Raw genomic sequence first — 21030 nt, forward strand, 5'->3', positions numbered from 1 at the left:
GCGATAATCGCTCAAAATACCCAACCGGTTATAAATTAAACACCCTGGCGCGGGGTGGAGCAGCCCGGTAGCTCGTCAGGCTCATAACCTGAAGGCCGCAGGTTCAAATCCTGCCCCCGCAACCAAAATCAATACAAAAGCCCCGCATCAAAATGCGGGGCTTTTGGCGTTTAAGCGCCGCCAATAAAGTGGGCGTCGAAGGGACACGTATTCAAAAACTCGTGCCACCTAGCAGATTGTCGAAACCTCCACGATGAGCCAGTCGCGGAAGAGCTGCAATGCCGCGTTGGATGCAATGCTCTCATGGCTGCAAATGAACTTGTAGGATTCTTTAGGCTGGAAGTATTTCTCGGAAACGATGCCCAGACTGCCGCGCTGTATATCTGCCTCGAGAAGTGGACGATGAGAAAAACCAATGCCCTGTCCTGAGCGCGCTGCTGCAAGGAGCGTGTGCTGGTCATCGAAAAACAGGTTCGAATTCGCGGCTATGTCGCCAAGACCGTGTTGCGCGATCCAGCGCTTCCAATCGCTCATGTCGCGGTAATGCAGGCGCGGAATGTCCGGATTTGTGAGGAGGTCCTCGGGGTTTGCGACGCCTTCGAGAAGTGCTGGACCGCAAACGGGCACCAGCTTTTCTGTCAACAGGTCGATGCTGTAAGAGCCGATAGGTGCGTTCAGACAATATTTGATCTGCGCGTCTTCCCTGTCATGCGCAATAGAATCGATGTCGAGATTATTCAGATGCAGCTGGATGCCGGGGTTCTGTTTCAGGAATCCCGCAATGCGGCTCGCGATCACTTCCATCGAGAAGAAAGGCCCGGCGCGGACGCGGAGAATCTGGGCCCTGTTGTCAGGGCTTATGAGGGTTGTCACAGCGCCGATTTCATCGAAGGCGCGTCCGCAGACCTCAGCCAGCAGCGCACCTTCCGAAGTAACTGTGACGCCGCGCGGGCCGCGAATAAGCAACTGACAACCCAAGGCCTGTTCCAGGAGCTTGACCTGATGGCTGACTGCGCCCTGGCTGACTGCAAGCTCTTCCGCTGCGGCGGTAAAGCTCTGGCAATGTGCCACCGCTTCAAAAGCCCGCAAAGCCTTCAAGCTTGGAAGTCTTCTTCGCCCGCTCCGTAAATTCATCTTCTCATGAATTTTTCTAATAGTGTTGAATAGTTCTTTTGCATTGATCGACCGCCAGCACAAGCATAATCGTCAATCAATAAAGCTGCCCAAGGAATTATTCCCACTGGCTGACGATCTTAGATGACGTTGATCGTCGTTGGTTGGCATTGCCGGCAAGGGCCAATAACAGGAGATCGGAACATGCATAAGCAAATCAAAATGGGAATGATTGCCGCGGCTATTGCCGTGCTCGGTGCTTTTCCTACCCATGCCGAGGAAATCCGCATGGGAGCCGAGGGCGCTTATGCGCCGTTCAATTATCTCGATCCCAACGGCAAGCTGAAAGGCTTCGATATCGATGTCGGTGATGCGATCTGCGAAAAGCTGAAAGCGGATTGCGTGTGGAGCGCCAACGAATGGAGCGGTATCATCCCTGCGCTGCAGGCGAAAAAATTCGATGTCATGGCCTCGTCCATGGCCATCACTGAATCGCGCATGAAGCAGGTCAACTTCTCGGATCCTTATTACTACAACACCATGCGGTTTGTGGCGTTGAAGGAGCTTGGCCTGAAGGACGTGACGCCCGAAAGCGCCAAGGGCAAGGTGATCGGCACGCAGACCGGCTCCATCGCGGTTGATGTTTTGCAGCGCTTTTTCCCGGATAATGAAGTGAAGCTCTATCCGACGCTGGAAGAAGCTTTTCTCGACATTGAAAACGGCCGCGTGGACCTCGTGCTTGAATCCAAGTTTGCACTCAGCGATTGGATCTCGAAAGGTGCGAGCTGCTGCGAGTTCGTCGGCAACGAGTTCCTGCTGGATGGCACATTGGGTGCTGGCATGGCCTTCCGCAAGGACGATGAAGAACTGCGCGCGCGCGTCAACAAGGCGCTGGAAGAAATCATCCAGGACGGCACCTACGACAAGATCCGCGCCAAGTATTTCGACTTCGACATTCGAGAAAAGCCGAAATTCGCCAGCGAGATTTTCGCAAAATAATTCGTTCCGAATGGGCGCCTGATCTGAAGCACCACATCAGATCAGGTGCCCGCCTTGTGCCATGCGCAAGGTTCCGGCGGTTCAATCAGGCTTCAGCTGTTTCATTCTCGACCAATCCAGACTGGTCTTCGCCGACATAGAGCATTTCCAGCAAAAGTGCCTAGCGGTTTTGCGTAGGATAATGCGTAAAAACAAATAGATAGAGCGGTTCCACGATTCCGTTTTAACCGGAACCGCTCTAAGAAAGGTGGACCCGTGTCCTATCGCGTTGCGATCATCGAACTCATCAATGAAAGTAATACCTTCACGCTCAATCGCACGAGCATCAGCGATTTCCACGCGTCCCACTATTTCAAGAGTGATGAGATCCCGGCCAATTTCCTTGGCACGGGTTCGGAGGTCGGCGGCGCGATAAAGGTCGCGGACGAGAAGGGGTGGGCGCCTGTCTATATCACCGCCGCCCATGCGGAACCGAACGGCACGGTGCTGGAAAGCGCGCGTCTGGAAATCACCAATGAGTGCCTGCGGCGGTTGAAGGAGGCCGGACCGTTCGACGGACTATTCGTTGCCCTGCACGGCGCAATGGTGACGGAAACGGATCAGGACGGCGACAGCCAGTTCCTGCGCGAAATCCGCTCGGTGGTTGGGTATGATGTGCCGATTGCCATTACGCTCGATCTTCATGCGAATATTTTTGACGAACTGGCCGATCTGGCGCAGATCGCCGTTTCATTCCGAACCTATCCGCATGTCGATATGAACGAGGTTGGCGTTGAGGCCTGTTCGCTGCTGGACCGGGCGATGGGAGGTGAAATCGCACCTGCTCTCGCCATCGCGCGTCCGCCGATGCTGCTTGGTTGCGACGACGGTCGCACGACGGATAACGGCCCGATGTGCCGTCTGCTTGAAAGCGCGGCGCGTGAGATGCAGCAGCCCGGCATCCTGAATGTCGCGATCAATGCCGGTTTCACCGATGCAGATGTTTGGGCGGCGGGCCCAAGCGTCATCGTCACCTTTGATGCGAAAAGCGTTGAACGGCAGGCCGCTTTCGATGTCGCGGGCAAGATGTGCGATGAAATCTGGGCCTATAAGGATCAGTGGACGCAGCCATTGCCTCTCGATGATTGCATCGTGCGATTGAAAGAGGCGCGCGGTGCTAAGGGCACGATAGTCGTTGCGGACTTCTCCGATAATCCCGGGTCTGGCGCCTATAGCGATTGCACTGCGCTGATTGCGGCGATGCTGGACGCCGGTGTGACCAATGCCGCCGCGGGCGCGTTGCTCGACCCGGAAGCGGTGGCCGAGATTGCAGCCAAGGCGGTGGGTGAGACCGTCACGGTGACGATTGGCGGCAAGTCCGATCCATCGGTCGGCGGCGGTCCGCTGACGGTGACGGGGCGTGTCATGGCGATCAGCGATGGCAGTTTTGTTTTCGAAGGCCCGATGTTTACGGGCCTGCCCGGAACGACCGGAAAATCCGTGTGCCTGCGCGTAGAGGGGATCGACATCATGATCGTTTCCGAACGGATGCAGATGCTTGATCAGAACATTTTTCGGGTTGTCGGTATCGAGCCGAAGGAAAAGGCAATTGTTGCGGTCAAGTCGATGCAGCATTTCAAGGGGGCTTTCGGTCCGATTGCAACGCAGATCATCGTGACCGATGCAGGCGGTTTGAGTTCTCCGGATTTGTCGAGACGCACCTATTCGCGCCTGCGGCGTCCGGTTTTCCCGTTGGATGCGCTCGACTGAGACCATCAGCGAAAGGCCCAGCTGAATCTGTTGGACTTTTGGCAGCGAACAGGGAATTTAGAGCATTTCCAGCAAAAGTGCGTAGCGGTTTTGCGTAGGATAATGCGTAAAACAAATAGATAGAGCGGTTCCACGATTCCGTTTTAATCGGAACCGCTCTAGAACCGTTTCGATCTGACATTATCAATCATGACCACGGATGGAGTATCCGATGCAGACAGCGCCAATTTTCGCCGGATTAAAAATCGAGGCGGCTGAAATACGGGTTATCCGGTTGCCGCTGCTTGTGCCTTTCGTGATCTCCACCGGCACGATGACCGAAAAGGTCATACCGATCCTCACCCTGAAGGCGGAAGGTCTCGAAGGCTATGCCGAAGGCGTGATGGATCCCTTGCCGGATTATCTGGAAGAAACCATCTCCGGCTCGCTCTCCTTCCTGCGCGATGTGCTGCTGCCGCAAATCGTCGGAAAACGCTTCAATGGACCGGCTGATCTCGCCGCCATTCTCGATCCGTGGCGCGGGCACAGAATGAGCAAGGCCGTGGTTGAAATGGCCGTGTGGGACCTGTGGGCGAAAGCGCTGAACCTGCCATTGAGCGTCGCGCTTGGCGGCGTTCGCGATGCCATCGATGTCGGCGTCAGCCTTGGCATTGCCGATATTCCAACGACGATTGACCGCGTCGCGGCTTCGCTCGACGCTGGTTACAAGCGCGTGAAGCTCAAGATCAAGCGTGGCCATGATCTTGCGATGCTGCAAGCCGTGCGCGACCGCTTCCCGGATGCCAAGCTGACCGTTGACGCCAATACGGATTATCGCCTGTCCGACCTGCCGCTTTTGAAAGCCATGGATGCGTTCGCGCTCGATTATATCGAGCAGCCGCTGGCGTTTGACGACATTACCGATCATGTGCATGTGCAGGAAAAACTGCTGACGGCCATCTGTCTGGATGAAAGCATTCGCTCTTCAGTCGATGCGCGTAAGGCGCTCGTTGCACGCGCCTGCCGCGTGATCAACATCAAGGTCGGGCGCGTCGGCGGCCATAGCGCTTCGCGGGCCATTCATGACGTCTGCGCGGCTTTCGATGTGCCTGTGTGGTGCGGCGGCATGCTGGAAGCAGGCATCGGGCGGGCGCACAATATCCATCTCTCGACGCTCGCAAATTTCACCAAGCCGGGGGATACTTCATCCGCCAGCCGCTACTTCCCGCGCGACATCGTCAATGAGCCGCTTGAAGCCGAGAATGGCCGCATGGCCGTTCCGAAAAACGGTCCGGGTATCGGTGTGACGCTCGACCGCGCCTTCCTCGATACGGTGACGAACCATCGCGAGGAGTTTGCCGCATGAGCGAAATCGTCATCCGCGAACTCGCATCGCTCGCCGAAATGAAGGATTCGGAGACCGTGCAGCGCCTTGTCTGGGGCGACGACGATCCGGTCGATGCCTCCGATCTGTTGCTCGCCATCCAGCATGAGGGCGGGCTTGTCGCTGGCGCCTTCGACGGTGAGAAGATGCTGGGTTTCATCTTCGGTTTCCCGAGTGCGACGCCGGGCATTCAGCATTCTCATCGTCTGGCGGTTCTGCCGGAAGCGCGGGGCCTGAAGCTTGGCGCGCGCATGAAGTGGTTCCAGCGCGACTGGTGCCTTGCGCGCGGTGTGACGCTCGTGCGCTGGACCTATGATCCCATTCGCGCGGTCAATGCCGGGTTGAATATTGCAAGCCTTGGCGCCACATCCGGCACCTATCATATCGACTATTACGGTCCGATGGTCGGCATCAATGCGGGCCTTCCGTCCGATCGTATCGTGGCCGACTGGCAGTTGGACAATCCCCGTGTTGAGGCCCGTTCCCAAGGGCAGAAGCCGGAGTTTCCTGCCGATATTCGTCGCGTGGAATTCCCCGGTGATATCGATCAGCTGCTTGCGACAGATCCGGCGGCTGCCATGGCGGCGCGACTGTCGCTGCGGGAGACGTTGCGTTCGGCCTTTGCTGAGGGACAGCGCATAGTCGGCTTCGATCCCAAAACACCAGCCTATCTGCTGCGCTGAAGCCTTGCTTCACGACCGCACAATGCTTTTCGTAATCTCAAAAGCCCGCATCCGAGCATCGGTTGCGGGCTGACTTTTTTCCGCAAAGCGCTACCTATTGCAGGGAGCGGGCATTCCCCACGCTTGCGACGGTTTTTGAAAGGCAGAGCAAGCGAGCACGTGTATGGTGTCCTCGACGGTTAGCAGGCGGCGAAAGGAAAAGCGCATTGGCTCAGCATCGCGTAGTGATTGTCGGCGGCGGTTTTGCGGGGTTGCAGCTGGCGAAAGACCTGCAAAGTCCGGATATATCGATCACGATGATCGATCGCAGAAACCATCATCTCTTTCAGCCATTGCTCTATCAGGTTGCGACGACTGTGCTTGCCACATCGGAAATCGCATGGCCGATCCGTTCCGTTTTCCGCAATCGCCAGGAGGTTTCCACGCTGCTGGCTGAAGTGACCGGCGTGGATACCGAGACGCGCAAGGTCCATCTTCGGGATGGGCCCAGCATCGACTACGACACGCTCGTGCTCGCGACCGGTGCGCGGCACGCCTATTTCGGACACGACGAGTGGGAGCCCTATGCGCCGGGTCTGAAGACGCTGGAAGATGCGACGACCATTCGCCGCCGTCTCCTGCTGGCTTTCGAACAGGCCGAGCTGGAAACCGATCCCGAGCTTCGCAAGGCGTTGCTGACATTCAGCATTATCGGCGCGGGGCCGACCGGCGTGGAACTGGCGGGGATCATTGCCGAACTGGCCCACCGCACGCTGGTCAAGGAATTCCGCACTATCGATACATCCACAGCGCGCATTATTCTCATCGAAGCGGGGCCGCGCATTCTGCCGGTTTTCCCGCCATCGCTTTCGGACTATGCGGAGAAGTCGCTGACGAAAATGGGCGTCGAGGTCAGAACCGGAACGCCCGTCACGGCCTGCGATGCCAGGGGCATTTCCATCGGTGACGAACAGGTCGCGAGCCGCACGGTAATCTGGGCGGCGGGCGTGCAGGCATCGAAAGCCGCCGAATGGGTGGGCGCCGAACAGGATCGCGCCGGGCGCGCCGTGGTCGAGCCGGACCTGACGGTGAAAGGTCATCCCGAAATCTTCATCGTTGGAGATACGGCTCTCGTTAAAACCGCTGATGGCAAGCCGGTTCCGGGCATTGCACCTGCCGCCAAGCAGCAGGGCAAATATGTGGCGAAGGTGATCAAGGCGCGCTTTGCCAATCGTACGGCGCCCGGTCCCTTCCGTTACAGGCATCTTGGCAATCTGGCCACCATTGGCCCAAGTGCAGCGGTGATCGATTTCGGCTCGCTGCGGCTCAAGGGCTGGATCGCCTGGTGGATATGGGGGCTTGCCCATATCTATTTTCTCATCGGCACGCGCAGCCGTCTGGCGGTGGCGCTCAGCTGGCTCTGGGTGTTTATTTCCGGGCAGCATTCGGCACGTCTGATTACGCAGAAAGAAACGCTGAAAGATGAAGCGTGAGCTGGAATGCCGCGGCATGTTCACGCCAACGCGATAGTGAATTCCGTTCGCGCAAGTCCATGATAAGCTGCCTCATTCTTAATGAGGAGATATGAGAATGCGCTTGATGATGGGAATGCTGCTGGCGGGTGTCAGCATTTTGGGTGGGGCAAGTTTCGCGCAAGCCGAGGAAAGTGTGGAAGTTCTCCATTACTGGACTTCGGGCGGCGAGGCGGCAGCGCTCAATCTCCTGAAGGAAAATCTTCAGAAACAGGGTATCGGCTGGGTCGATATGCCGGTTGCCGGTGGTGCGGGTGAGGCCGCAATGACGACCTTGCGCGCCCGCGTGACGGCGGGCAATCCGCCTGCCGCCGTGCAGATGCAGGGTTTCGACATTCTGGATTGGGCAGAGCAGGGTGTGCTCGGCAATCTGGATGAAGTTGCCGACAAGGAAGGCTGGGACAAGGTTATCCCGCCTGCCATCCAGCACTTCTCGAAATATGACGGCCATTGGATCGCCGCACCGGTCAATGTGCACTCCACCAACTGGGCCTGGTACAACAAGGCTGCGCTCGACAAGGCGGGCGGAAAAGTGCCGCAGAACTGGGATGAACTTGTCGCGCTGCTCGACAAGTTCAAGGAGCAGGGGATCACGCCGATTGCCCATGGCGGCCAGCCCTGGCAGGAAGCGCTTATCTTCACCAGTGTCGTGATGTCGTTCGGGCCGGATTTCTACAAGAAGGCGCTGATCGATCTCGATCCGGAAGCCTTGAAGAGCGATACGATGAAGCAGGTCTTCGAGCGGATGACGAAGCTGCGCACTTATGTGGATGACAATTTCTCGGGACGCGACTGGAATCTCGCCTCGGCCATGGTCATTGATGACAAGGCGGGCGTGCAGTTCATGGGCGATTGGGCCAAGGGCGAATTCACCAGGGCCGGGAAGAAGCCGGGTGCGGATTTCGTTTGCGGTCGTTTCCCCGGAACGGAAGGTTCCGTGGCCTTCAACGCCGATCAGTTCGCCGTCTTTGAAGTGGGTAAAGACAAGCGCAAGGCGCAGCTTGCACTCGCAACCGCTGTGGAAGACGTCAACTTCCAGTCGGCCTTCAATGTGGTGAAGGGCTCGGCGCCAGCGCGTACCGATGTGCCGACCACGGCATTCGATGAATGCGGACAGAAGGCGATCAAGGATCTGGCCGCGGCCGACAAGAGCGGATCGCTGCTTGGTTCCTTCTCGCAGTCGCACGCACAGCCGACCGCGATCAAGAATGCGATGTTCGATGTCATCACCCGCCAGTTCAACGGTCAGCTGACGGCGGATCAGGCTGTGGAAGAACTGAGCGCCGCCATCGACGTGGCGAAGTAAAAAAAGCCTCCCCCGAACACTCGGGGGAGGCTTTTCGTCAGAGCAGTATTTATGCCAGATCGAAACGGTCGGCGTTCATCACCTTGGTCCAGGCGGCAACGAAGTCCTTTACGAACTTCTCCTTGCTGTCGTCCTGGGCGTAGACTTCCGCATAGGCGCGAAGGATCGAATTCGAACCGAAAACGAGATCGACGCGTGTTGCGGTGAACTTCGGCGTGCCGGTCTTGCGGTCGCGGATTTCGTAGAGGCCTTCGCCCGTCGGAACCCACGTGTAGCGCATGTCGGTCAGCGTGACGAAGAAGTCTGTCGTCAAAGCGCCGACCTTGTCCGTGAAGACGCCATGCGACGTGCCACCATGGTTGGTGCCAATGGCGCGCATGCCGCCGACAAGGGCCGTCATTTCAGGGGCGGTGAGGCCCATGAGCTGTGCCCGGTCGAGGAGCAGTTCCTCGGCGCTGACCACATAGTCCTTCTTCTGCCAGTTGCGGAAACCGTCTGCCAGCGGTTCAAGCGGAGCGAAGCTTTCGGCATCGGTCTGCTCGGCTGTTGCATCGCCACGTCCCGGTGCGAAAGGCACTTCAATGTCGAAACCGGCGGCCTTGGCGGCCTGTTCCACACCGTAATTGCCAGCCAGCACGATCACATCGGCCAGGCTTGCGCCAGACGCCGCTGCTATCGGTTCCAGAACCTGGAGAACACGGGCCAGACGTTCCGGCTCGTTGCCTTCCCAATTCTTCTGGGGAGCCAGACGGATACGAGCGCCGTTTGCGCCGCCACGGAAATCCGAACCGCGATAGGTGCGGGCGCTGTCCCAGGCGGTGGAAACCAGATCGGAAACGGAAAGACCGGAAACGGCGATCTTGGCCTTGAGGTCCTTCACGTCGTAATCGGTGCGACCAGCCGGAACCGGGTCCTGCCAGATCAGGTCCTCGGTCGGCGCGTCAGGGCCGATGTAACGGGTTTTCGGACCCATGTCGCGATGGGTCAGCTTGAACCATGCACGGGCAAATGCATCCGAGAATGCGTCGAAATCGTTCATGAAACGCTCGGAAATCGCGCGGTAGATCGGGTCCACCTTCAGCGCCATATCCGCATCGGTCATCATCGGGCTCAGGCGGATCGATGGGTCTTCGACGTCAACCGGCTTGTCCTGCTCGGCGATTGAAATGGGCGCCCATTGCGACGCGCCTGCCGGGCTTTTCACCAGATGCCAGTCGTGCTTGAACAGCATTTGGAAGAAGCCGTTGTCCCACTTGGTCGGTTCCGTGGTCCACGCGCCTTCAATGCCCGAAACCACGGTGTCGCGACCGATGCCGCGGCCTTTGGTGTTCATCCAGCCCAGCCCCTGATATTCAGGGCCTGCATCTTCCGGATCAGGGCTGAGGTTGGCCGGATCGCCATTGCCATGGCTCTTGCCGATGGTGTGGCCACCGGCGGTCAGCGCTACAGTTTCCTCGTCGTTCATCCCCATGCGGGCGAAGGTTTCGCGCATCTGCGCCGCCGTTGCCAGCGGGTCGGACTTGCCGTTGACGCCCTCCGGGTTGACGTAGATGAGGCCCATCTGGACAGCTGCCAGCGGATTTTCCAGCGTGTTGGGCTTGGTCACGTCACCGTAACGGCCGTCGCTTGGCGCCAGCCATTCCTTTTCATTGCCCCAATAGGTGTCCTTTTCCGGTGCCCAGATATCTTCGCGACCGAAGGCGAAGCCGAAGGTCTTGAGACCAGCGACATCGTAGGCAATCGTACCGGCGAGCGCGATCAGGTCGGCCCAGGAAATCCGGTTGCCGTACTTCTTCTTGATCGGCCACAGCAGACGGCGACCCTTGTCGGTATTGACGTTATCCGGCCAGGAATTGAGTGGAGCAAAACGCTGGTTGCCGGTGTTGGCGCCGCCGCGACCGTCGGAGGTGCGGTAGGAACCGGCGGCGTGCCATGTCACGCGCGCCATCATGCCGACATAGCTGCCCCAGTCGGCAGGCCACCACTCCTGACTATCCGTCATGAGCGCGCGCAGATCGGCCTTGAGGGCTTCCACGTCAAGCTTCTTCAGCTCTTCTTTATAGTTGAAGTCCTTGCCCAGCGGATTGGTCTTGGTGTCATGCTGGTGCAGAATGTCGAGGTTCAGCGCGTTGGGCCACCATTCCATCACGGAATTGCCAAGCGCGGTATTGCCGCCATGCATGACCGGACATTTTCCGGCCGATTTCGTCTTAACGTCCATGATTGCTCTCCGATGGCTTTCCCAAAGATGGCTTTCGCTAAATTGAACGAGCGGTTGACACTGGCACTCCAAAGCGACCGCATATGAATGTGGTCACTCCGCAACCAACAGTCAGTAAAGGCAGCCTAACCAATGCTTCCGATAAATTCCAATTGTATATTCTAAAGGCTGCGATATGCTAAGCTTATGATTGGCCTTTCCATGAAACACCTCCGCTACTTCGATTCACTGGCGCGATTGAGCCATTTTGGGCGCGCGGCGGCGGCCTGTTCCATCTCCCAGCCGGCCCTGTCCTTGCAGATCAAGGAACTGGAAGATTTGATCGGCGCGCCTCTGGTGGAACGCGGCGGCAGGCAAATCCGCCTGACCGGGCTCGGCGAGGAATTCGCGGAAAGGGTGCGCGGCATTTTGCGCTCGGTTGACGAGCTGGAAGAGTTGGCGCGGGCGGCGCATGGTCCGTTTACCGGTCGTCTGCGTCTGGGCGTGATCCCGACTGTTGCGCCTTATCTTCTGCCGGAAGTCATCAAGACGCTGACTCAGCGTTATCCGGGGCTGGAACCACGCCCGCGTGAGGCGATTACCCAGAGATTGATCGACGATCTGCTGGAGGCGAGGCTGGACGCGGCGATTGTCGCTCTGCCGATTTCCGAACCTGCCTTGCAGGAAGTGCCGCTGTTTGATGAGGAGTTCGTGCTGATGCGCCCGCTTGAAGATGCGGGCAAGCCGGTTCCAAGTGCGGAAAAACTGCACGAAATGCGGTTGCTTCTTCTGGAAGAAGGGCATTGTTTTCGCGATCAGGCGCTGTCCTTCTGCAATATTACGAATGCGCCACCGCGCGAATTGATGGAGGGTAGTTCGCTTTCCACTCTCGTGCAGATGGTGGGTGCTGGCATCGGCATTACGCTTGTGCCGGAGATGGCGGTCTATACGGAAACGCTTGCCGCGAATGTCTGCATGTTCCGGCTGGCCGAGCCGCGCCCGTCGCGAACCATCGGTCTGGTCTGGCGCAAGAGCAATCCGCTGTCGTCTCAACTCAAGCAAATTGCCGAGATCGTGCGGGAAGTGGGGCTGCGCAATCAGGATCGGATGCAAACGCTGCTGAGCAATTGAACCCAGCCAGTATCGATTTGGCAAAAAAGCTTCATCAGTCGTCCAAAACTTCACCGACAATCTTGCCAGCCACCGATGTGCAGCGGAGATAGGCCCTGTTCATGGAGACGCCGGGCAGGGGTTTTTCAAGGGCGTCGCGGGCATGAAAGCCATTTGCGTTGTTCATTATAAGCAACCTGCGATTTTCCTGCGGGATGGAATAGCGAAATTTGTTTTCTGATATGGCTTTCACTATGTCGGCGACAATATCGTGGGATTGGGTATGCTCCTCGCCTACCTTCCCGTCAAACTGGCCGCTCATATAAGTTGTAATCGAGCCGTTTTGGGCATGGTTGAAAATGGTCGCCTTGACCCGCTGCTCTATGATCATCACGTCATTCCGCCCATCTTCGTAGACGGCAGGATTGAGTTTGAAATAATATTCCGTCGATAAGCCAACCTTGTTCACAAGCTCGAAGATACCGTCGATTTTACATGTCGGCACCCAGTGAAAGCAGCCGCGTTCTTCAAAGTTAATGGCGATGTTATAAAGCGCTATATAGTGGGGAACGGCTACGCTCTTCCCTGTGACAGAGCTGTCAGAGTGAAACTCCAACCGGTTTAACGGAACCAGATCCTGCAAGCCAACGCGCTCCAGTTTTAGACGGCTATCCGCGGAGGTTGTAAAGACTGAGAACGGGGTGTGGTTTTTCCCGTCATAAAGGGTCGGCATCAGCGCCTGAACCAGCGAGATACCTAACAGCGCTCCAGCAGTGGCGTCTAATGTGGCATCTTCAAAGATGGTTGGAATATCGACTGCGACGATCCCGATTTCGGGACTGTCCAACTGAAATTGCAGGTCTGTGACCAAATCGGCGAAGGCGTATGCAGCCTGACTTGCGAGATCCGCTGTCAGCTCTTTGTCACGCAAGTCTGCGAGCGAGAGCATGATGCCGTTCTTCGTCAGATACTGATCGCAGAAATTATGTGCTGCTTCTGGAGCAAGCGAAAAGATAACCGGTGTTTCAAAGTGCTGCGTCATAAAAGTCATCCTTCCAATTAAAAAATTAGGGGGTGAATTACCCCCTAATCTCCATCCAGAGTTTAGTATTGAGCTTAAGCAGAATTTTAATTACTTCTTCTTTTCAAATCCTGGGCAACCATTAGAATTATTGCCGGGGCTGATGGATGCAGAAAGACCCTTTAATACATCTTCAAAGGCGATTGCAGCTGTGCTCACAGGTTTGCTTGTAGTATGCATTTTGCTTCTCCCAATTTTTGAAATGTGCCTTAATATGAAGGCAGCTTATTATTGAGGTATTTTATAATTTTACGAAACAGCAAAGGGTCGCTGGCAATTTAATATTAGCGATCGCTTGTATGGGATTTATTTTTGGGTGCTACTTCAAGTTACGAGCGTCCATTGCGGACACTGCACGGGGTAGGCCAGCTTGGGCGCTTTATTCCTACAAATCCAACAAACAATATGTGCCAGCTCCGGCTATCAAAAATTCAGTGAAAACTTTGCACCCAAAGTGTGTTGCGTTGACTTGGCCCCAAGCTGAGCCTGATAGTTCACATTGAAGTTTGATTGTCTGGAGACGGGAATTTCCAGACCGGCCTCAAGGATCGCGGCATCCTTTGCAATTGGCGCGCCGGTGATCGAAAACGCTTCGCCGCCGTCGAAGGAATGCCTTGCATTGCCATTGATGCCATTTGAGGCTTTTCGGTATCCAATGCCTGCGGTGACATTGGCAGTTGTTGCGGTAGTGATTTGTATTGCGGACTTGGCTCTCAGTCCCACTGTGCCAAAGGTGGCGTTCGTGTTCGAGCTATAGCCGTGCAGTGCCGCTTCTCCGCCGGTTTCATCGTAACCATTCATATGATGGTTGATGTAAGCGAGGTTGGCATAGGGTTCGAACATCATATGTCTGGTGTCGATTTTATAGGCAAGTTCTCCGAATATCTGGAATGTGCGTGCACTGCCATCACCTGTCAAAGTCTCTGGCCCCAACCCCACAAAACCCACGTTACGATCAGTGTCGATCTGGTGCCATGAATTCGCAATGCCTGCGCGCAATGCAATATGGTCCCACTGTCTGGCTGCATATGCTCCGACATGAAAACTATCGACTGAGGTCGAAGACTGTCTGTTATCGGCCTTTATGGATGTGATGCCGTAACCCGCAAGAGCACCCACAAGCCAGTCACTCTCCAGCTTTGTATCGGCCCCGACGACAAAGCCGCCTGCAGAATGCCTTACATCGGCATAATTGCCATTGCCGTCGATTTTGTTCCAGCCGCCATAAGCCGCTGCCCATCCACTCCACTTGCTATCCAGCGGTGCTTCTGTGCCATCCTTCGGCATGGCAATGCCGCCAAGCGCCGCGCGCATACGATTATTGGCGATATCGCGGATATACGCAGAATCCTCGATCAAGGCCGAGGCAATGGAGCCGTATATTTCGCCCGACAGATTATCGAGCGCATAACCGATGGCCGTCTTGTTGTTTGGGAGGCCGGAAACCGCGCCGTAGATCGCATGATCGCTTCCAAGTGCCTCCACAGCGGTGGCGACGGCCACTTGATTGCGCGTCGTTCCCATGTCGGCGAAACGAATGTCATTGCGGTTGAGCTCGAGACTGACGGTGCCTTTGCCATAGTCATAAAGCAATGTCGGATTCAAAAAAGCGAACTCGGATGTCACTGTGCTGAACGCGCCCGTCAGTGCGCCGTCGGCCTTCAGGATTGTATAGACAGAATGCAGCGCATATTCGCCTGAATAACCGATATGCGCTACAGCCGCTCCATTGATGGTCACGTTACCGGTCACATTCATCACGTCGCTGTCGGGACCGGAGGGATCGACTTCGACATTGTAAATGGAACCCTGTTCCAACACGAGATTGCCATTTACGGTCAGTGTGCCGATGGAATTACCTGGTGCTAGGATAGCCTGGTCCGAAACAGTGATCGTGGAGTTGGCCCCACTGCCAATGGTCCCCACGCCGGAAAGCTTTGCACCACTTGCGATCAGCATGTCGCCACCGATGGAGCCGCGTCCTTTGTTTGTGCCGGTGTCGAGTTCACCACCGGCAACTATCAACAGGCCGGAAAATGCGGAACTGTCTCCCGCGACAGTAAGCTTGCCTGCGCCGTTCTTGATCAAATGGCCATTGCCGGAGATCTGCCCGTAATAATCACCATCTTCAGGCTGATCGAAGATCAGGGTGCCGTCTGTCTGGATGGCAGCATTGCCGCGCAGATTTGAAGCGATGGTCTCCACTAACCCATTCTGGATGTTCCAGTTTGCCGATGAGATGCCACCAAGTGTCAACGCACCATTGCCTGTTTTGGTGAGCGTGCCGCTGCCATTGATCTGGCCATTCCAGCGAACCTGATAACCATCGTCGATAGCGAGGGTGCCCTCAGTCGCAACATTGACATTCCGGTTGGAAGTCATTGAAGCACCGATATCCAATTCACCGCCTGCAAATGTCAGCCAGCCGCTTGCGTCGCCGAGATTATTATCTGCCGTGATGATCAATTTGCCGCCGCGCAGAAGCGTCCCGCCCGCGTAGCTGTTGGCGGCTCCAAGCGACAAGGAACCTGCGCCGTCCTTCGCCAGTGTACCCGCGCCGTCGATTGCTCCTGTCCAGGTCACTTGGGCATTGTGGGCGACTGATAGTGCGCCAATGCTTGCGACTGTAATCGTCCGACCACCAGTCATGTCGGCAATCATGTTCAGATTGCCCCCATCGAGGGTCAGTGCGCCTGCGCCGAGATTGCCTTCGTCAGTAATCTGGATCGCACCGTTGTAAATGGTCGTGCCGCCGGTATAGGTGTTGTTCCCCGTCAGCACCAATGTGCCTGCTTCGGTCTTCGCCAACCCGCCATTGCCTGTGATCTGCGCATTGATTGTCGCGACATCTGCAAGAACCCGGACTTCCGCCAGCCCGTTTGGAAGATTGCCATCCAGAACCAAAGCGCCGCTGCCGGCATCGAGACTAAAACCTTCATCCACGAATTGCAGGCTGTTGAACGCGATCTGGTCGTCAATGGTAATGGAATGGGTGGTTCCAGCCGAAGGTTCCTTGAATACCGCATGATTGCCGCCCCAGACGACAGGGACATTGCCGCCATCATTCAGCCAGTTCATTGATGATGCGGTCCATGAAGAAGACCCTGCCCAGGTTTGGAGCTGGTTTGTTGAACCAATTGTTCCAACCACAAAGTCTACGTAATCTTGGCCATAAACCAGTTGGTGCGGGTCAGTCAGTCCGGTTACATTGACCGTGAAATTCGACCGCTGGAAGTTGCCCCCATAGTCGAACAAGCGATAGTAGCCGATCGGCAAAAGCCCAAGCGGGTCGAGGGAGGAAATATTCAGCTGGTTGGAGCCGTTGAAGTTCACATCGCCATCTACCGTAAGGCGTTGTGTGGGGGCGGTGCCATTGTTCTGTGCAATGTAAAAATTGATTGCGGAATCGGTAAGCGTCAGGTCGCCTCTTATATTCAAGCTCGTCGAACGGTTATCAAGCGAGCTGTTATTGAGAACGAGGTTGTTAACCGTCCCGCGACCGGACATTGTGGCCCCGGCGAGGCTCATTGTTCCGGATTGCAAAGTGGCATTGTTTAATGAAACGGAACCACCCTTTACAACCGTGTCTCCGGTATATTGCTGGTTCACAGTGAAATCAGTTTGGCCACCCGAACTCTGATCGATCGTGACGCTGCCATCACCTGAAATAACCGTATTGATCGTGCGCACATCAAGTGTGGTGCTCTCCAGTATCAGCTTTGCGCCCTGTTGGATGTCGACATTGCCCCCCAACTTGAAGCGAGGTGAAAATGTCAGGGTTCCTTCCTTGACCTGTGTCTCATATGTCCCCTGCGCAGGCTCGCTATCAAAAAGAAGACTGCCCACACCACTTTTGATCAGCTTGGTGTCGATCGCTGCAAACAGGTTACTGGCGACAGTAGCAGTGGTCGGGACGTCAAAATCTATCGTGGTGCTATATAAGGCAAGAGGCGCACTCCATGTCGAGAAAGCTTCCGCCTTAATGTTTGCCGAATATATAAAAGTACGATTGGGCGTTGGCGAAGCAACAAAATCGCCATTGATTGTTAACTCGCCCAGCGGAGAACCAATAATTGCTATATTAGAAAATCGCTTCGTGTTGCTAATGTCAAGATTATAATCTCTTGTATGCAACGTTACGTCTGTAAGTTGGAATAGAGTTAAATGGCTCTCTTGTGCCGAAACGTTATAATTAGTATTATTGAACACAATTAAATATTCGTTTACAAAAGAATCCTCTCCTGTGATATAAACCGTTCCGTTAATGCGACCGTTATTAGTAAATCCGACGTTACTTCCGGCTATTATAACGTCGCCAATGATACGCCCGTAATTGGTAAAATCATAAGAATTCGAGTCGATCTGAACGGCAGTTTGAGAAAGGTAGTCTCCAATCACGCCGAGAGGTCGGTTGATAAAGCTCCCGTTATTCGATCCAGAGCGAATGACGACATCGAGTCCCGACCAGGAAGCACTGATCATCGGATCGCCGCCGCGAATAGTTCCCTCATTGTTGAACGTTCCCGAGCCATACAGCTCAAGACCAGCACCGTTCAGGGCTCCGGGGTACCCCTGTCCGGCATCGCCACCAATGATCGTGCCTTTATTGGTAGCCGTCCCGTTCAGGTTCATCAACAAACCCGCAGCGCCATTTCCTCCGGCAAGATTCGATCGTAAGGAAATTCCACCTCTTCCGCCGGTTATCTTCCCGTAGTTGACAAAACTATCATCGACGCGGTCAAAGTAATAGAACAGACCCGCGCCGCCGTCGCCGCCCCTAACGCCTGTTCCGCCAGCCCCGCCTGTAATAGTGGCGTCAGAATTGATAGTCACGGCAATGGGGACAGTGTCACGATCAACGATGAGTGCCAATCCAACGCCGCCACCGCCTCCGCCGCCTGCGAGCTCGGGGTCAATATCAATGCCGTTCCAATATGCATCTCCCCCGTTCGAGCCGTTAAATGGAGTGGGTCCTGAGATCGTCGCGTAGGTCGAAATGATCTCATAGTGGCCATTGCCGCCACCGCCACCGCCCCCACTGCTATTGGGTAAGGCAAGGGGGGTGCCAGCATTATTCAGCCCGGAAGCAGAACTGCCTCCGTTGCCGCCATAGTTGCCTATGAGAGATGTGTCGGTCGATAAAAGGAGGCCGCCCCCGCCCCCGCCTGCTCCGCCAATCGGCGCTGCGGTGCCATAATTGTTTATTGCTGTCAGGGAGCGTGTAACTGGATCAACCACACCACCGGCGTTTCCGTTTTTGCCTGCTGCTTCCAGATCAAGTCCCGTGATTTGAGCGGCATCGCCACCATATCCACCCAAAAGGACATAAATGTCGCAGCATCCGTTTGTAATAACGACGCCGCTGCCGCTACCGCCTCCACCCGAAGCAAAGCCGCCCCTTCCGATCCCGGTCGTGGTATAACCGGCGGGTGTTGAGCCAAAACCGCCATTTCCACCGCCTTGTGTTATCATCTGGGCAGATGCTGTGGTGAGCGTCAATCCGCTGGCAACCGCGACGCTTGCCAATCGCAGTGCGCTTCGCATGGGCAATAGGGCGGTTCCATTCAGGAGGCGATTGTTGAAGCGATTTTTGTCCAATGATCGAGGAGTCGTGAAAAAAACGGACGCCGCCGAATGAATACTGTTGTCCAAAATACGTGCCCCGCCCCATAAATGAGGCGGTAGTTTATTGAGATGCCTAAACCTCTTCAATACGGCAAATGCCGTATATTTGTAGATAATACATGGGTATCGCCCTTCATTGACAATACCTTAGCGGGAATGACGCGGCGCTTCATCGTGACCTTTCCATGCCTCGTATTTAATCGCGAAATTTTGACGTTTACGGAAACGTCAAACTGCGCTAGTTTCGAGTCCGAACTGGTCTCCCGCGACCTCATTTTGGTTGAGGCTGGCCAGAATGCTGCAAAAATGGCAAGTTTTCGAGTGAGGACGTCTGTTTTTGTTGCAACATGCAGGCTGTCACAGTGTTTTTGCTCATAAAGCACACAGCAGGTGTGAAACGCGGTCTGGAGCCGGTATCCGTCTTTCGCGGGGCTGGCTCAGGTGATGAATTTGGAGGATTTTGATGCCGAGCTATCGCGCGCCCGTTGAAGATACGAATTTCGTGCTCAACGACGTTCTGAACTATCAGCGTTACAACAATCTGCCGGGCTTTGCCGACGCGTCGCCCGACGTGGTCGAGGCAATCCTGTCGGAAGGTGCGAAGCTCGCTGAGGGCACCCTGTTTCCGGTCAATCATAGTGGCGACCGCGAAGGCTGCAAGCGCGCCTCCGATGGCAGCGTCACCACGCCGAAGGGTTTTAAGGAAGCCTTCGATCTTTACCGCGAAGGTGGCTGGCTCGGTCTTGCCGTGCCGGAGCAATATGGCGGGCAGGGCCTGCCCTACCTGCTGCACACGGCGGTCGGCGAATATATGTCGTCGGCCAATATGGCGCTCACCATGTATCCAGGTCTGACGCAGGGCGCGATTGCCGCGATCCTCGCCCATGGCACCGATGAGCAGAAGGATACCTATCTGCCGAAGATGGTGGAAGGCACCTGGACCGGCACCATGAACCTGACCGAGCCGCATTGCGGCACGGATTTGGGCCTGTTGCGCACCAGTGCTGCGCCGCAGGGCGATGGCTCCTACAAGATTTCCGGCCAGAAGATTTTCATCTCTGCTGGCGAACATGACATGTCGGAAAACATCATCCATCTGGTGCTGGCCCGTATCGACGGCGCACCGGAAGGCGTGAAGGGCATTTCGCTGTTCATCGTGCCGAAGTTCATTCTCGATGAAAACGGCAATCCGGGTGCGCGCAATGGCGTTTCCTGTGGGTCCATCGAAGAGAAGATGGGCATTCACGGCAATGCCACCTGCGTCATGAATTATGACGAGGCGACCGGCTATCTGATTGGCGAGGCGCATAAGGGTCTGCGCGCCATGTTCACCATGATGAACGAAGCGCGTCTGGGCGTGGCCTTGCAGGGGCTTTCGATTGCCGAAACCGCCTATCAGAATGCCGCCATCTATGCCCGCGAGCGTATTCAGGGTCGGGCCCTTTCGGGCGCGAAAGAGCCGGAAAAGAAGGCCGATCCGATCATCGTGCATCCGGATATCCGTCGCAACCTGATGACGATCCGCGCTTTCAACGAAGCAGGCCGTGCGCTCATCCTGTGGACGGCGCTCAATTCCGATATTGCGCATCGTTCCGGCGACGAGGCCGAGCGTCAGGCCGCCGATGATTTGGTTGGTTTGCTGACGCCGGTGCTGAAAGGTGTTCTGACCGACAAGGGTTTTGAACATGCCGTCATGGCGCAGCAGGTGTTCGGCGGTCACGGCTATATCGAAGAACATGGCATGAGCCAGTATGTGCGCGATGCGCGTATCGCGATGATCTATGAAGGTGCCAACGGCATTCAGGCGCTTGATCTGGTGGGTCGCAAGCTGGCGCTGAACGGCGGGCGTGCGGTCACGACCTTCTTCAAGGAAGCGGGCGAGTTCTGCGAAGCCAATCGCCACAATGAGAAGCTGTCCTTCTTCACCAAGCATCTGAAGAAGGGTCTGAACGACCTTCAGTCCGCCACCATGTGGCTGATGCAGAACGCCATGGCGAAGCCCGACAATGCCGGTGCCGCATCCAATGACTATATGCATCTGTTCGGTCTGGTTGCGCTGGGTCTGATGTGGGGCCGCATGGCCAAGGTCGCGGAAGAAAAACTGGCGGCTGGCGAAGGCAACAAGGCTTACCTTGAAGCCAAGCTTGTCACTGCCCGGTACTATTTCGAGCGTATCATGCCGGAAAGTGCCGCCCATCTGGCGCGCATCCAGTCGGGTGCGGATAGCATGATGGCGCTGCCTGCGGATGCGTTCTGATTTTCTGCCGATATTTTAAAGGTTAGGCCGGGT

General features: G+C 56.0%; 13 protein-coding genes and 1 tRNA gene. 9 read left to right on the forward strand and 5 right to left on the reverse strand.

The window, feature by feature from the left end:
* The first annotated feature begins 48 nt into the window (after positions 1–48).
* Positions 49–125 (forward strand) — tRNA-Met (locus JAU75_RS09755).
* 103 nt (positions 126–228) lie between these two features.
* On the opposite strand, the gene JAU75_RS09760 is transcribed toward JAU75_RS09755, so the two are convergent.
* A complete protein-coding gene (locus tag JAU75_RS09760) occupies positions 229–1098 on the reverse strand; it encodes a LysR family transcriptional regulator (RefSeq protein WP_247880446.1) in 870 nt (289 codons plus the stop codon).
* Between the two features lie 219 nt (positions 1099–1317).
* Between JAU75_RS09760 and JAU75_RS09765 the strand changes: the two genes are divergently transcribed.
* The 6 genes from JAU75_RS09765 (at position 1318) to JAU75_RS09790 (ending at position 8724) form a co-directional block, all read left to right on the forward strand.
* Complete coding sequence (locus JAU75_RS09765; protein WP_247880447.1) at positions 1318–2112, forward strand: ABC transporter substrate-binding protein; 795 nt, start codon at positions 1318–1320, stop codon at positions 2110–2112.
* A gap of 255 nt (positions 2113–2367) precedes the next feature.
* Complete coding sequence (locus JAU75_RS24235) at positions 2368–3861, forward strand: M81 family metallopeptidase (RefSeq protein ID WP_199056337.1); 1494 nt, start codon at positions 2368–2370, stop codon at positions 3859–3861.
* A 211-nt stretch (positions 3862–4072) separates the two neighbouring features.
* On the forward strand, positions 4073–5206 hold the full coding sequence (gene menC, locus JAU75_RS09775) for an o-succinylbenzoate synthase (RefSeq protein WP_199056338.1): 1134 nt from the start codon (positions 4073–4075) through the stop codon (positions 5204–5206).
* On the forward strand, positions 5203–5907 hold the full coding sequence (locus JAU75_RS09780) for a GNAT family N-acetyltransferase (RefSeq protein ID WP_199056339.1): 705 nt from the start codon (positions 5203–5205) through the stop codon (positions 5905–5907). Before menC ends, JAU75_RS09780 begins: the two co-directional genes overlap by 4 nt.
* Before the next feature lie 206 nt (positions 5908–6113).
* Positions 6114–7379, forward strand: coding sequence for an NAD(P)/FAD-dependent oxidoreductase (locus JAU75_RS09785; protein WP_199056340.1), 1266 nt, complete (start codon positions 6114–6116; stop codon positions 7377–7379).
* 97 nt (positions 7380–7476) lie between these two features.
* Entirely contained in the window at positions 7477–8724 is a 1248-nt protein-coding gene (locus tag JAU75_RS09790; RefSeq protein WP_199056341.1) for an ABC transporter substrate-binding protein, read from the forward strand.
* A gap of 49 nt (positions 8725–8773) precedes the next feature.
* On the opposite strand, the gene katG is transcribed toward JAU75_RS09790, so the two are convergent.
* Positions 8774–10945 (reverse strand): catalase/peroxidase HPI, encoded by a 2172-nt coding sequence (gene katG, locus JAU75_RS09795; RefSeq protein ID WP_199056342.1) that lies wholly within the window; start codon positions 10943–10945, stop codon positions 8774–8776.
* Between the two features lie 186 nt (positions 10946–11131).
* On the opposite strand from katG, the gene JAU75_RS09800 reads away from it, so the two are divergent.
* Positions 11132–12055 carry a hydrogen peroxide-inducible genes activator gene (locus JAU75_RS09800; RefSeq protein ID WP_199056343.1) on the forward strand — a complete coding sequence of 308 codons (924 nt, stop codon included), beginning with the start codon at positions 11132–11134 and terminating at the stop codon, positions 12053–12055.
* Positions 12056–12089: 34 nt separating this feature from the next.
* Here JAU75_RS09800 and JAU75_RS09805 read toward each other — a convergent pair whose 3' ends face one another.
* The 3 genes from JAU75_RS09805 to JAU75_RS09810 form a co-directional block, all read right to left on the reverse strand.
* Positions 12090–13076 carry a hypothetical protein gene (locus JAU75_RS09805; RefSeq protein WP_199056344.1) on the reverse strand — a complete coding sequence of 329 codons (987 nt, stop codon included), beginning with the start codon at positions 13074–13076 and terminating at the stop codon, positions 12090–12092.
* 90 nt (positions 13077–13166) lie between these two features.
* Entirely contained in the window at positions 13167–13295 is a 129-nt protein-coding gene (locus JAU75_RS24240) for a hypothetical protein (protein WP_371836148.1), read from the reverse strand.
* A 243-nt stretch (positions 13296–13538) separates the two neighbouring features.
* The gene (locus tag JAU75_RS09810) at positions 13539–18767 is read right to left on the reverse strand and encodes an autotransporter domain-containing protein (RefSeq protein ID WP_199056345.1); all 5229 of its coding nucleotides are present in this window, start codon (positions 18765–18767) and stop codon (positions 13539–13541) included.
* Positions 18768–19203: 436 nt separating this feature from the next.
* Here JAU75_RS09810 and JAU75_RS09815 point away from each other — a divergent pair, with 436 nt between their 5' ends.
* Entirely contained in the window at positions 19204–20997 is a 1794-nt protein-coding gene (locus JAU75_RS09815) for an acyl-CoA dehydrogenase C-terminal domain-containing protein (RefSeq protein ID WP_199056346.1), read from the forward strand.
* Positions 20998–21030: the final 33 nt, after the last annotated feature.

It is taken from the genome of Ochrobactrum sp. Q0168 (assembly GCF_016427605.1).
Classification (GTDB): domain Bacteria; phylum Pseudomonadota; class Alphaproteobacteria; order Rhizobiales; family Rhizobiaceae; genus Brucella.